17 protein-coding genes are annotated in these 13,783 nt (G+C 39.1%); 4 read left to right on the plus strand and 13 right to left on the minus strand.

The window, feature by feature from the left end:
- Positions 1-36: 36 nt before the first annotated feature.
- The 8 genes from AKG39_RS00440 to AKG39_RS00475 all read right to left on the minus strand — a co-directional run bounded on the left by AKG39_RS00440 (position 37) and on the right by AKG39_RS00475 (position 6,201).
- Complete coding sequence (locus AKG39_RS00440; protein ID WP_050738387.1) at positions 37-312, minus strand: hypothetical protein; 276 nt, start codon at positions 310-312, stop codon at positions 37-39.
- A gap of 126 nt (positions 313-438) precedes the next feature.
- A complete protein-coding gene (arsA, locus tag AKG39_RS00445) occupies positions 439-2,148 on the minus strand; it encodes an arsenical pump-driving ATPase (protein WP_050738388.1) in 1,710 nt (569 codons plus the stop codon).
- A gap of 159 nt (positions 2,149-2,307) precedes the next feature.
- The gene (gene lpdA, locus AKG39_RS00450; protein ID WP_050738389.1) at positions 2,308-3,693 is read right to left on the minus strand and encodes a dihydrolipoyl dehydrogenase; all 1,386 of its coding nucleotides are present in this window, start codon (positions 3,691-3,693) and stop codon (positions 2,308-2,310) included.
- A gap of 184 nt (positions 3,694-3,877) precedes the next feature.
- Entirely contained in the window at positions 3,878-4,288 is a 411-nt protein-coding gene (locus tag AKG39_RS00455; RefSeq protein WP_050738390.1) for a putative zinc-binding protein, read from the minus strand.
- A 1-nt stretch (position 4,289) separates the two neighbouring features.
- A complete protein-coding gene (locus tag AKG39_RS00460) occupies positions 4,290-4,691 on the minus strand; it encodes a putative zinc-binding protein (protein WP_050738391.1) in 402 nt (133 codons plus the stop codon).
- Complete coding sequence (gene gcvH, locus AKG39_RS00465) at positions 4,684-5,532, minus strand: glycine cleavage system protein GcvH (RefSeq protein ID WP_050738392.1); 849 nt, start codon at positions 5,530-5,532, stop codon at positions 4,684-4,686. The genes AKG39_RS00460 and gcvH overlap by 8 nt, the downstream gene beginning before the upstream one ends.
- The gene (locus AKG39_RS00470; protein WP_050738393.1) at positions 5,525-5,827 is read right to left on the minus strand and encodes a 4Fe-4S dicluster domain-containing protein; all 303 of its coding nucleotides are present in this window, start codon (positions 5,825-5,827) and stop codon (positions 5,525-5,527) included. The genes gcvH and AKG39_RS00470 overlap by 8 nt, the downstream gene beginning before the upstream one ends.
- Positions 5,828-5,829: 2 nt before the next feature.
- Positions 5,830-6,201 carry a hypothetical protein gene (locus tag AKG39_RS00475; RefSeq protein ID WP_050738394.1) on the minus strand — a complete coding sequence of 124 codons (372 nt, stop codon included), beginning with the start codon at positions 6,199-6,201 and terminating at the stop codon, positions 5,830-5,832.
- A 249-nt stretch (positions 6,202-6,450) separates the two neighbouring features.
- Here AKG39_RS00475 and AKG39_RS00480 point away from each other — a divergent pair, with 249 nt between their 5' ends.
- The 4 genes from AKG39_RS00480 to AKG39_RS00495 all read left to right on the plus strand — a co-directional run bounded on the left by AKG39_RS00480 (position 6,451) and on the right by AKG39_RS00495 (position 9,028).
- Positions 6,451-6,816: a putative zinc-binding protein gene (locus tag AKG39_RS00480; protein WP_050738395.1), complete on the plus strand. Its 366-nt coding sequence runs from the start codon at positions 6,451-6,453 to the stop codon at positions 6,814-6,816.
- 519 nt (positions 6,817-7,335) lie between these two features.
- On the plus strand, positions 7,336-8,040 hold the full coding sequence (locus tag AKG39_RS00485) for a histidine kinase dimerization/phospho-acceptor domain-containing protein (protein ID WP_050738396.1): 705 nt from the start codon (positions 7,336-7,338) through the stop codon (positions 8,038-8,040).
- A 114-nt stretch (positions 8,041-8,154) separates the two neighbouring features.
- The gene (locus AKG39_RS00490; protein WP_278277888.1) at positions 8,155-8,481 is read left to right on the plus strand and encodes a sensor histidine kinase; all 327 of its coding nucleotides are present in this window, start codon (positions 8,155-8,157) and stop codon (positions 8,479-8,481) included.
- Positions 8,482-8,668: 187 nt separating this feature from the next.
- On the plus strand, positions 8,669-9,028 hold the full coding sequence (locus AKG39_RS00495) for an SHOCT domain-containing protein (RefSeq protein ID WP_278277885.1): 360 nt from the start codon (positions 8,669-8,671) through the stop codon (positions 9,026-9,028).
- Positions 9,029-9,223: 195 nt separating this feature from the next.
- Here AKG39_RS00495 and AKG39_RS00500 read toward each other — a convergent pair whose 3' ends face one another.
- The 5 genes from AKG39_RS00500 to AKG39_RS00515 form a co-directional block, all read right to left on the minus strand.
- Positions 9,224-9,973: a GntR family transcriptional regulator gene (locus AKG39_RS00500; RefSeq protein ID WP_050738399.1), complete on the minus strand. Its 750-nt coding sequence runs from the start codon at positions 9,971-9,973 to the stop codon at positions 9,224-9,226.
- A gap of 95 nt (positions 9,974-10,068) precedes the next feature.
- Positions 10,069-10,209 (minus strand): hypothetical protein, encoded by a 141-nt coding sequence (locus tag AKG39_RS19915; protein WP_160316121.1) that lies wholly within the window; start codon positions 10,207-10,209, stop codon positions 10,069-10,071.
- 334 nt (positions 10,210-10,543) lie between these two features.
- Positions 10,544-11,482 carry a PHP domain-containing protein gene (locus AKG39_RS20375; protein WP_341406645.1) on the minus strand — a complete coding sequence of 313 codons (939 nt, stop codon included), beginning with the start codon at positions 11,480-11,482 and terminating at the stop codon, positions 10,544-10,546.
- A 12-nt stretch (positions 11,483-11,494) separates the two neighbouring features.
- A complete protein-coding gene (locus tag AKG39_RS20380) occupies positions 11,495-12,343 on the minus strand; it encodes a class II fructose-bisphosphate aldolase (RefSeq protein WP_050738401.1) in 849 nt (282 codons plus the stop codon).
- A gap of 121 nt (positions 12,344-12,464) precedes the next feature.
- Complete coding sequence (locus AKG39_RS00515; RefSeq protein ID WP_050738402.1) at positions 12,465-13,781, minus strand: transaldolase family protein; 1,317 nt, start codon at positions 13,779-13,781, stop codon at positions 12,465-12,467.
- Positions 13,782-13,783 lie beyond the last annotated feature (2 nt).

The raw sequence follows: 13,783 nt of genomic DNA on the forward strand, positions 1-13,783 counted from the left end.
TTATAGGTAGTTACCAAGTGAACTGATTTTTTGCGATTAGCAGCAACCTGATTTGACACTGTCTTCGACAACCAATTCGCCGGTTTCATTTGTTTTCAGTGTGACCGTCTCTGCCTTAGGCTTCGCTTCATCGTTCATCAGCACGTTAATTTCGTTGATTAAAACTGGTTTGTCCTCTGGCTTCAGATTGGTAAATGAAAAATAAAGGGAGGTGCCGCAGCACCCTTTCTGCAGAGATGCCTGAAGGGTATCATACCCATTTGTTTTCAACAATTCTGTTATTAATACTTTTGCTTCATCTGTAATAATCATTTTGTATTCTCCTCTTTGGCAATTGCCATGTTTTTTTTATTTTATCAACGCTGCTAAACAATCTAAATGCATCTGGCTTTCGTGGCAGTTAACAGCGTTTTTTTGATCTGCTTTTATTTTAAAATCTTATTTCCAGGGAATCACAACATAGTTGCCTTTGGTACTTTCGGCAATTTTATCAATCCATTGTTTTTCATTGTTGGCCCGGGCTCTTAGGAAGGGATCTTTGGTGTCGGTTGCCAACAGACTGGCATTCATGACCCACCATTTGTTACTAATGCCAGCACGTTTTAAATCTTCTTCCAATCTTTGTGCTTCAAAAACAGGGGTTGATTCGGGAAGGGCCACAATCACGACTTCGGTTTCATCCTGATTTCTTAACCGGGGCAAGAGATTCATGACGGATTCCGGAATATCGGCATTGGAACGTTCCATTTCTTTGTGATAACTTTCGGTGGAGTTTAACAATAGCAAGGTGTGACCGGTCGGTGCGGTATCGATGATAACCACGCCGTCTTCGGCTTTTTCAACCGCTTCGGCAAAGGCTCGAAAAACCGCAATTTCCTGGGTACAGGGGGAACGCAAATCTTCTTCGATATAGTCAATATCGGACTGGCTCATATTGTTGGACTTGGCTTTACCGATGACTTCGGCGCGGTACTTTTGCAGCTCTTCGGCTTCATCAATGTTACTTACGGTAATGTTTTCCCCACCCATGGCAGCACTCATATGGCCGGCGGGATCGGTGGTGGTCAGATAAACCTTTTTGCCTAATTTTGACAGCCCCAATGCGATGGCTGCGGCTATGGTTGTTTTCCCAACGCCGCCCTTACCCATAGTGAAGACGACTTTCTTGTTTGTTTTATCCAAATCTTCAACCAGTTTTTTCAAACCGGGCAAGTCTTTAATTTCGTTGATTTTTTCGATTTCGATGACATCATCTTCGGTGAACAACCGGCGGATATTGTCAATACCGGAGACATTGTAGGCCCGCAGCGGCAGGGTATAAATGTCCAGGCCTTTAATGCTTTCGGGGATGTTGAGTACGGCATTTTTTTGTTTTGCATAAAAAGAAGTGGCGATCGCATCGTCTTTATCAAAGTTTTCAAGGGCTCCGTTAATAATCAGAATTTGATTGTCAACTCCGATTTCTTTTAACTCCAGAGAGGCTCTGGCCGCTTCTTCCAGAGGGGATTGCTCCGGCCGGGAAACCAGAATCAGGGTGGTCATATCTTTATCGGACAAATTAGCTACTGCTTTTTCATACATTTTCTTCTGTTCGGTTAAACCGGATAACTGACCGAGGCAGGAAGCGCCATGGGTGCTTTCATCAATAAAACTATCCCAGGCTGAGGGCAATTGCAGCATTCTCAGGGTATGGCCGGTGGGCGCTGTATCAAAAATAATGTAATCATATTCCTTATTCATGGTTTCGTCAGTGATAAATCGGGAAAATTCATTAAAGGCGGCAATCTCCACGGTACAAGATCCGGACAGCTGTTCTTCCATGCTGGCAAGAGCGGCTTCCGGCAGTTTCCCGCGATAGGGACCAACTACAGATTCCATGTATTCCGCGGCGGCTTCAATGGGATCGAGGTTGGCCACAATCAGATTCGGCACCCCGGGGATGGGCACGCCCTGTCCGGTTAATTCGGTTTCAAACACATCCTGTAAATTTGATGCCGGGTCAGTGCTGACCAGGAATACTTTTTTTCCTTTATCCGCAAGACTCACGGCGGTTGCACAGGCTGTCGATGTTTTACCAACCCCGCCTTTACCGGTATAAAACAAATATTTGGTTAACTTAACATTTTCGGGTGAAAAATTTTTATACATAACATTTCCTTCTTCCTTATATGATCCTAAATTCATATTACTTTATAATCATATGATAACTCATTCATGTGAATTTGTCAACCTTAATTCTTCATTTATTAAAATATTCTTAATTATTTCTTCCTTATTCATGCGACTATATCAAGTGTTATTTTGTAATTATAATCGTAACGAAACTTTATTGATTGATTTTCCATGAACATCATGAAGTGCTTCCATAATAGCTTCGGACAAGGTTGGGTGTGGGTGGATTACATCCCCAAGTACTGCTGCCGTTAACCCCAGGTGTACAGCCACGGTTAACTCGGTCAGCAGATCAGTCGCCTCAGGCCCTACAATAGAAGCTCCGATAACCACATCTTTTTCATCAACAATCACTTTAACCTGACCTTGAATTTTACCGATGATTTGGGCTTTTCCAAGCGCTCTAAAATCAAAACTTCCTATTTTATAAGGAATTCCCCTTTTCTGAGCTTCTTTTTCGGTTACCCCTACCGCTGCAACCTGGGGATCCGTATACACACATCGCGGTACCGCTTTATGAACCGCCGTTTTGTTTTTTCCCAACATATTTTCGGCCGCAATAATGCCTTCTTTGGATGCTACATGGGCTAAAAATGGTGTGTTAATAAGATCCCCTACGGCATAAATCCCCTTTACACTGGTTTCCAGTGTATCATCGACTTCAATATGACCCTGGCGATCAATTTTAATTCCTAATTCTTCCAGGTTAAGTCCTTTTAAATAGCTGCTTCGTCCAATGGAAAGCAGCATCATTTCTGCTTCTAAAATTTCTCCGTTTTTCAGTGTCACCACGACACCGGCGTCCTGAACATTTACGTCAGCAACACCATTGGCCGTGAATACTTTTATTTTTTCCCGTTTAAATTGTCGCAACAGCTGTTTTGCAACGCTCTCGTCCTCCACCATCAGGATCTGGTCTGCCATTTCCACGATCGTTATCTTTGTTCCCATCCGACTGAAAAATTGCCCCAGTTCACAACCGATCACGCCACCCCCAACAACAACCATGGATTTAGGCGGCATTTTTAAAGCCAGGGCTTCGGTACTGGTAATCACTTTTTTTCCGTCATAATGAAACATTTCCGGGCAGATGGGAGCGGAACCGGTCGCTAATAAAATTTTATCGCTGACCAGTTTTTCGACACTGCCATCATCATGCTTCACTTCAACTGTTTGAAAGTCGATCAATTTGCCGATACCACGAACTAAATTAATCCCGTTCGATTCGAACAGAAATTCAATTCCCTTAACCAAACCAGATACCAGTTTGTCTTTTCGTTCAATAATTTGCTTTAGATCTACGGTCGTATGATCATTGAAGACGCCGAACTTTGCTGCTTCAAGTGACGTTGTCAAAACATCTGCCGATGCCAGCAAAGCCTTGGTCGGAATACAACCAATATTAAGGCATGTTCCACCAACTACATTTTTCTCTATAACGGTCACTTCAGCACCTAATTTAGCTGCCATTATAGCCGCCTCATACCCACCCGGGCCCGCACCGATAATTGTAATTCTCATTTTTTCTCCCTTTTAATGAATGTTCATATTAATTAAAAAGTCATACCCTAAATATTGTGGGTATGACTTTTTTTACATAAAAGCTATCTATCAAATAATTCGAAACTTCTTAATATCGCAAAATCCCATTAAACTTAGACTTAGTGAGTTCTTGTCTGAGCATTTAAATATACTCTTTTAGTTATTAAACTGATTTCGCTAAAATCTCATCAAAGATTTCACATGTTTTATCTGCCGTTTTCTTTACATATTCCATATGTTCGGTGGTGAGATTCCGAGTAGACAGTGGTTTTTCAAGGGCTATTTCCGCGCCAATAATTTCTGCGACATCCACACTGCCAGCCACCTTATTGCTGTATTTTTCAATAGCACGTTTGGCGCAGCATTTTGAACACCCATCCACAGCTATTGTGGGGTATTTTTCCGCAAATTCCCGTTCTCCGCCGTCACCGGCAATAAAAAGGGGGAGACATAGGGTTGATACCATGCCAGGTTTCAGTTCTTCCATCATTTTTCGCACGGCTAACCGCGAAATGGTTCCACCCAGGCACTCTTCACCGCTGCATGAAATAATGCCAATTTTATCTAATATCATATCAGTTCACCCCCGCCTTGATTTCTTTGACCTCTTCTACCATGATTTCTGCCAACTCCTCAGCATATTTCCAGCCATCTTCAGTAAGATAGGTTCCGGTTCCATGTTCTTCCCCGCGATGGGCCTTCATGAAATCTGGCACCTTATGGCTTTTTACAACGATTCCACCGGTTTCTTCCACACTTTTCTTAGAACAATATTTGGCACAACCATCCATGGTGATGCAGGTTTCGCCTTTTATCTTTTCCACCACTTCGTTATCTCCGGTGACGACATGGGCCAGACAGAGTGTTTCTGTATCATCGGGACATTTCTCCTGGGTTACCATTAGTGCGGACTCCCGAGCCAAAAGCCCAAATACTTTTCCAATCCCGCTACAGGGTATTACTTTAATTTTAGACATCAACTTCTTCTACCTTTCGTTGTAAAAATTTAAAATATGTCGGGCAATCGTGGAGCAGATCCTGATCTTCTTCGAAATCACTGAGGCGCACTTCCACCAGCCAGCCCTTTTCATAGGGACTTTCGTTGACTAGTTCCGGTGCGTCACTTAAGGCCGTATTGACCGCAACCACTGTGCCGGATACCGGTGAAATGATTTCGAAAACCGCTTTGCCGGATTCAATACTCCCCAGATCGTCAAACTGTTCGAATTCATCACCGATTTCCGGGGGATCCACATAGAGAATGTCGGACAGATTCTGTTGGACATAATCGCTGACACCAATTCGGGCCATATTTCCTGACACTGTTACCCAACAGTCATTTTCATTGAAAAAATAATTGGATTTCGGTATCTTGAAAATAAATTTTCCATGAGAAAATGAATCATATGCCACGGATTCCGGTTCAATAAATTCCGACTCTGCCTGAACTGCGACGGAACTGCTTATTTTTTCCAGAACTTCCTGAACTACTGCTTTGCTATCCTCATCTTCTCGGATTTCTACGCCCAGCTTGATGTTCAGAGCCTTGGCAACTTCGCTGACATTAACTTTTTCTTTAATGAAAAGCTCCAAATCCCCGGCCAGTTTACTGGCACAGCGGGTATTGCAGCCGTCAATAACGGTCAATTCACCACTTTCCAGAACTTTCTCGTAGCGGCTTTTGTTCTGGTTTAATAAAACCGGACAGATCAGCTCCACCGCATCAGACTGGGCCAGTTGAAGGGCAACCCGACGGGAGACATCCCCGGCACACTTATCCAAACCATTACAGGGCAACACACAAATTGTCTTACTCATCTTCTTTCGCCTGTTTTTCTGCCTTGCGTATGGCTTTTATCATATTTGTCGTTTCTGGCTTGTCCGGAAAGGTAATGGCATCCGGTCCACAGGTTTTACTGCAGGCGCGGCAAAAGACCACACAGTTATTAGGGTTTTTCACCTTTAGTTTAGGTTTGGCGTTTTCATCTACTTCAAAAACCTGATGAGGACAGAATTTTACACAATCCATACAATCATTGCATTTTGAAAAATCGATTCGGGGAGACCAATCGATACGATCCCGTTCTACTCCCATAAAAGTTGATTCGCTCATAACTATACCTCGTATCCCATTTCTTCCAATTTTTTTTCTACCACTTCAAAGGCTTGATCGTTGGTCATATCCCGTATGTCCAGCATAACGGCATCTTCTTCTATATTAAGCCCTGCTTCTTTAAAAGCATCTTTAAACATCTTACGCTGCATGTTAGGGGCACAGGCTCCGATGATTACTTTACGATGAGCTTTTAAGAAATCTGCTAAAAAACGATCTCCATCCTCTTCACATAGCTGCGGATGAATAAAAGCATATTCCACTGGCAATTCAATTCGTACCTGATTGATAAAATCCCAAATATCCATGGCTTGAAATCCCGGACATTTTCCGGTACAGACACACATAATAAAACCTGGTAATTCCTGACTCATTTCTTCCACCCCGTTTATAATATAATTATTTCCTTATGAATAATGTCATTATACGCCTCTCATTTATAGGTGTCAAGTGTAATAGATAAAGTTTGCATTCTTATAAGTAAATGCTTATAATGTTATTAAATAGCCTCCGATATTCTAATCTGATGTGTTCAATTACTGTGAAATATAATGGATCAAACCGCATCAGAATTTTTTGAGACGCTTGATTCTAATTTAACTGAAGAGAGAAGGTAACTTATTATGAAAATTAAAATCTATCCCTGTCCCGGGCATTGCAACGTCAGCATGATGACAAAAACCGTTGCCCAGTATTTTGGTATTGTTGATGAGGAAAACATCACCATCCTCCCTCATGTGAGCATGAATATTCTCCAGGAGATCGAAGCGTCCGATGACACAGTAAAATATATCGCCATGAATGGCTGTCCATCAACCTGTGCCTCTATGGCCTATGAAGATATAGGTTATAAACTCTATGATGAAATTGTCATGACCCCGGATCATGATCTTAAACACAATGAAAAATATGCCAATCTGGATGATCTTGACGCAGAAATCGAACACGCTCAGCAAGCACTTGATAAAATCATTGAAAGCTATCAATAAATATTTTAGTATTTTAAAACCATTACAATTTCTAAAATTACCATAGGTTAGTGTCGGTTCGGAATCTTCACATACCCAGTAGGTGTCGATGACAGTGGAAGCGTTGACATGCATGGCCACTTCTGCATCCTCCGCAGTTGTAAGACGCAACAGACGTTTGAGCAATCTTGAATTAACCCGATGCCTGTCAATGGCTCGACTTTCAAGCCACTCGATTAAATCACCGTTCAACTGCAAATAAAGTGGCAGTAAGCTTGGCTTTATGGATATATCTTATTATTTTCAATACAGGCGATTTGCGTATCCTGGCTCATTAAATAACCATGTTATTCTCTTCATGCCTTACTCCTTGTCCTATTTATTTTATTGGCTTTATATTTTCTTTTATTTTATCATTATCTCTTATTTTTATCACTATAAACCTCCCATTTTATTTTTATTGACAAATTAATTGTTAATTATGCAATTATCAACTTTAAGCACAGATCCATAAAAAGCATCAATTACGCTGCAATAGAAATGACACGTGGTAACTATGAGATCAGCACCAATATTCGACAAAATGATGAAATCGGTCAGTTAAGCAAATCTTTAGATATGCTCTCAGCTAAACTGAACTTTTCCATAAATAAAATATTTGAGGAAAAAGAAAAACTGGACGATATTATTTCAAGAATACCAGAAGGTATTATTGCTTATGATATTGATCTATCTCTTATCAATTACAATCAATCGTTGCTCTCGCTTTATGGGTATTCAAGCAAAACAGATATTGAAAACCAACTTAAACTAGATCTCGAAAAGCAAGGTCTGCTTGCCATGTTATTGAATACTATGGCAACAAATAAAAAGCAAACTATTATAAACGCCTGGCGATATCAAATTCTCAAATATACATTCACACCCGTAAAAAATAATTGTTCTGCAACAACCGGGGTTGTCATATTAATCCAGGATATCAGTGAAGGTGAGAAACTTGAGAAGATGCGCAAAGACTTTATTGCAAATGTTTCACATGAGCTAAGAACACCATTAACTCTCATCCAAGGATCCGTAGAAGCCATAATTGATGAAACAGTAACTTCTGCTGAAGAAACTAAAAAATACCACAAGAGAATTCTCCATGAAACACTGAGACTTGAACGAATCGTAAGTGACCTTCTCGATTTGAGCCGAATTGATGTTGGTAAAATGTCCTTTACACTCGTCCCCAGCGATTTTTAAAATTTAACAATTGATGTCATAAACAGCTTAAAAAAAATAGCACACAATAAAGATATCTTAATTGAATTTTATACTCCAGATAAAATTCCGAAAATTGAAGCCGATTATGGTCGTATTCAACAGGTGTTGATTATTTTTATAGATAATGCCATTAAGTATTCTAAGCATTCTACAAAGATTGAGTTGACTATAGAAGTCAGCGAATATGTCTATTTAAAAATCGCAGATTCTGGAATTGGTATTTCTGAGGAAGACTTACCATTTGTTTGGGAAAGATTTTTTCAAGTGGATAAATCCAGAAGCGTTCCAAACAATGGCATTGGTCTTGGTCTATCTATCGCAAAAATGATTATAGAGGGGCACAATGGAGTCGCAAAAATAGAAAGCGAACTAAACAAAAGCACAACAATTATTTTTGGTCTTCCCTATATTAAAAGTTAGTTAATTGCAAAATAACAGAATAATGCTAAAGATAAGACGTAATCTAACTTTTTTATCTTTAGTAAAACGAAAGGAATATTTATAGATATGAACGCATGTTTTAGTTTCAAGCCAGGTTATTCTGACCTAACGAGTGGAATAACAGATTTGTTTGTTATTTTACCCGTTACAATTATCATTTTAGTAATTGTATTACTCAACAAAAATTCAAATTCAGATTGTATGTATTCCGAAATATAATGAACTTCTAAATATGTTGAAGGAGAGATATGCAAAAGGCGACATTGCTGCTGATGACTACCGTGAACGAAGCATGATTCTTGAAGATGAATATTATCAAGATGATTACTGGCTGTATGCGGAAAATGCAGAAATGATTCAATTCAAAGAAAAATATGTAAAAGGAGAAATTGATTCGCAGGAATACATTGAAAAAAGAACTGCCATTAAAAAACTACATAACACATCTCCTTTAAATATACTAAAAGAAAGATTTGATAATGGCGAAATTTCTGCAACAGAGTATAAAAAAATCAGAAATGAATAACAAAAAACGCCCCGCTGATGGCTCTGCAAAGCGGTTTTTGTGAGTTTAAATTCGGTGTCCCTTCAGGGCTTCGAACCTTGGACCCCTTGATTACGAATCAGCAGTAAAACGGCATGTTAAAGCCATCTATTCTTTACATACATATTTCCGACGCTTTTCATCATAATCTGGATCACTGCAAAAAATACCGTAATTTTAATTACGGTATTCGTACTTTAATTTAATTTTATCACCACGAAAAATTACCTTTGAATACTCAAAAGGCTTATCATCCTTATCATAAAGAATATCCTCTAAAACAAGAAGCGGAAATCCATGAGGAACTTTAAAAAGTTTGCTCTCTTTTTTCGAAGCCGTAACCGACTCAAAAGTTTCCATGACCCGGCTGGGTTTTAAATTATACTCTTTTTCAAGAAGCACACAAAGCTGTTCTTCTTCAAGAGCACGTTCACTTAGATTCTTACACAAATTATAAGGAATCCGCGAATAATGAAGGCTAATGGGCTCACCTTTTAAAAAACGCAGTCGCTCTATTTCCAGTATTGGAGACCCCTGTGGACATTGCAGACGATTTGCGACACTCAACGAGGCTTTTTTTTCTGTAACATTTAAAAGCTCTGTGGTAATTTCATATCCCATTCTCTCCAATTGCTCTCTAAAGCCCATATATGCTAGAGATTCCGCCATTATCTTGGGTTCTGCAACGAAGGTGCCCTTTCCAGGAACGCGATAGAGAACACCATCCTGTACCAATTGTGAACATGCTGAACGGATTGTCATGCGACTAACCCCGTATAACCGATTCATTTCATTCTCAGATGGTATGGCTGTGTTCCGCTTCCAAATGCCTTCTTCGATATTATTCCGAATTAACTCTTCCAATTGTATGTACAATGGTTTCGGGTTTTCTCGCTTAATTTTGTACATATCAATACTTCCTTCCATAAAACTCCTCTGAGCAGCTTATTTAACAAAATTTCTCTTATTTTATCATAGACGTTATAGAATTTAAAGAATTATCCGCTAAAATTGATCTATTTCTATTTATTTAATTTGGCAAATTCGGTATTTTTACATGGGTACTCTCCGTATCCTTTTCCATAGATTTTGCCTTCTTTATTAAGAATCATCGCTTTTGCACCAGTTGTTCCCACATCAATACCGATTAAATACTTATCCATATTCAAATTCTCCTTTATCATCTTAAAAACTTGCCATTTTATTAACGTATTTATCATTAACACAAACTCAGAAGGAATTTTTTTCGAAATTATCGGAAAATACTTTTTGTCCAATATTTCGAACGCACCTAGATGCCAATGAGTTCATCTCCGGCGGCAAATGGTGCTTCAAAGGGATAATCCAGGCCGGTACCAATATATATGTCTGTTCCTTACAAGAATCTATCATAGTTCCATCCTAATAGAAAATAATATACTGATACTCATTGGGTTCCTTGTCTTTTTATTATCATTACCAGCCTGAATTAAATATTTTTAGCTTTTAAGAAACCGATTAAAGAATTCTTAAAAGCTCGTTGCTGTTAAAATATTCTAGTGTAACGCCGCACTCGCCAATATTTCTGACATTTTTATCGGTCTTTTTATAGTCAGCATGGTAATCTGAACCTCCTGAAATAATTTTCACTCGATCCTGATAATCTGATTTGACCTTGGCAATAATTTCTTCCTTTGTATAAGGTCCATTATATGTGGTCTTATCATAGGTATAGCTGGCCTCAATACCATCGAGACCCAGATCAATCAATTTATCAATATAATCCGCTCTAGTCATTGTACCATCGTTAGTAGTAACGGTTTCATCAATGAGATAAGGATGAGCTAAAATAGCAATACCGCAACTTTCATGGGCAATGTTGATGATGTCAGCGGGGTCTGGTTTTTCTCTTTTCACACTGAAATCAGGGTTGTTTCTGATCAATAATTTCGCATCACTCCAGGTTTTTGTATAACCTTTTTCAGCCATGAGGTTAAAAATGATTTTTTTCTGTACATCCTCGGGTTTTCTTGGAATATCGTCATAATTCAACACCTCATCCCATGTTATATCATACCCATTGTTGGCCAGGATATCTAATAGCTTTTGATATGAAAATATTTTACTTTTGACAATCTTCTGATACATTGCGATTATTTTAGAATTGGTATAATCGCACCCAAACACAATAATGTGGACATCTTCTACCTGAGTTTCACAGGAAAATTCAATTCCTGGAATCAATTTCAGCCCTTTTTTCTTAGCATAAAGAACGGAATCTACCATCACACCATTTACTTCGATTCGATCAGGCGGCAGAACATCATGATCAGTAAATACGATCACTTTCATTCCTAAAGCGGCCGCATTGGAAATAAATTCCTGCGGTGTGTCTCCCCCATCAGATCGAGTGGTGTGACTGTGTAAATCGATAATGTAATTTGGTTGTGTCGTCATCATATTACTTCTCTAATCCATCAGACTAAAAAAGCGGATGTGCTCGGTCACAACTTTTTTAACTTGTTGTTTTGTGAAGGCATCCAATTTCAGCGGATCATTTTTAGTTGGATTTTCTTTGCTGAAAACTGCCATTCCCTGGCAATATGCAATTTTAATTGCGGTTGAAATATTAACCTTTGCTGCACCCAGGCCGATCAGCTGATGAAACACTTCATCATTTAGCCCCGTTCCGCCATGAAGGACCAAAGGGCAAAGTGAAAATTCATTGATTTCTTCAAAAAGATCATAATCGATTTTAATTTCGCCTTTATAAACTCCATGTGCTGTTCCGATAGCCGGCGCAAACGCGTCAACTCCAGTTTCTTTCAAATAGATACGACAATCTGCTGGTTTAGCATGAGCATGATCACTTTCTTTTACGACAATGTCATCTTCAACGCCGACAATGGCACCTAATTCGCCTTCAACCGTCACATTCTTTGGCTTGGCGTAAGCCACGATTTCCATCGTGTTTTTGATATTGTCAGCCAGTGGCAACTGCGAACCATCGTACATAACTGAAGACCAGCCGCCGTCGATACAATCTTTTGTAAATTGGACATCTGTCGAGTGATCCAAATGGATCGCCACGTTCACCTTTGCATTATCAGCGATTGGTTTTAAAAAACCCATCATTTCTTTGATCCCAAAAGCTTTTACAGTTTTTACCGATGTTTGAATAATAATCGGTTGTCCAAGTTCTTCCGCCGCTTCAACAACAGCCTTCGCAGTAAGATAATTTACAATATTAAACGCCCCAACGGCATAATGATTTTTTCTTGCGTCACCAAGAATTGCTTTTATATTCACATAACTCATAATCATCACCTCTTTTCAAATAAATTATCACGACATCATACATGATTATAATTAGTCATGACCACCTAAGACAAGTATAACATAATCTACTGGAAAAATATATCATCTCTTATAACTTCTATCATTTTTGTCCATTGGCGGCATTCATAAATCGACGTTGATATGATACCACTTGATTGCAGGAAGTAAACCTTGCCAGGTACTTTGGCTCCGCCGTAACAACAACGCGATAAACAAGGTCTTCAAATTCTTTTTCCACCAACAATTTGTCAATGTCAGGGTAATTAAACTCACCTTCCATACTACAGATAATGAGTCTTGTGTCATCCAAATTAGTATTTTTAAAAAGTCTTAAATTATGTCGCACACTATCTAATCCGTCTGAGCCTTCAGCATCACTAAAATGACGATATTTTAACATGTCTTCAGCCATTTTCTTAACCATCAGCAATTCCATTTGAGCCTGATCCATATTAAGATAATCTTTTTCTAAAAACATATCCTGGATATTTTTTATAAATTTCGGATCGCCAGTTGCATTATATTGCTTTAAGTTCAGTTCCATGCTTTCTGATTGCATTAAACGATGCCGAATGAAGCTGTTTACAAAATATGGTTTTGCCTGTAATGCTAACGCCGTCTGATATGGTTCAAACATTAACGTAAAGTTCACCCTAAAGCCATGTTCTTGGAGCATCAATGCCAGATTATGTCCTCGGAAAGCGTCTTCAGTTGTTACATCAGCGAAAGACTTACCAAGTTTTTTATTTCCTAAAAGAAGTTCTGAAACGTTTACATTAGTAACCGGTCCGGTGTGTGGAACCTTAATAACCACACGATATTCGGAAAGCATTTCCCTGAATTTCTCGGCTTCTTCCAAAAGCTCAGTATCAGACTTGCCAAACGGATCATTCAGTTCAACACTGATGTCTGCTCCCGTTCCTAAGATCCGCCCGATTTCTTCCATTACTTCATCCCGTGTTTTGAATTGATTGCCTATATTAGCCTTCGGGTTGTTGATAAACAAATCGTAGATAATACCGGGATTACAAGTCAGATTAGCAATTATTTTGCTGATCGACTTTACCTCGTATGGGTTGGCGGAATCAGCTGAAAAAAGTACATTGGTTGGTCGTTTTTTGCCATTTTTATCATAAGAAATATCGCGGATCAAATCAGCTCTCAGGATTCCATTGGATTCCAACCGATACGCTACCCGAAATCCTTCGGGGGTTTCATTTTCCGGCGTTTTAAATGTCGAAATAACATTACTGAATTCCTTGGTTACACCAATTTTTTTTACATGTTTCTTTAAAAAATCATATTCTCCTAATGGCAAATCAAAATCAAGGACGCGATTAACATCGCTCTTTTGCTCCTCAATCAGAGAAACATCATCATTCAATAAGGTATTCAAGGTACAACTGACAGTCTTCATTA

It is taken from the genome of Acetobacterium bakii, assembly GCF_001263355.1.
GTDB lineage: Bacteria > Bacillota > Clostridia > Eubacteriales > Eubacteriaceae > Acetobacterium > Acetobacterium bakii.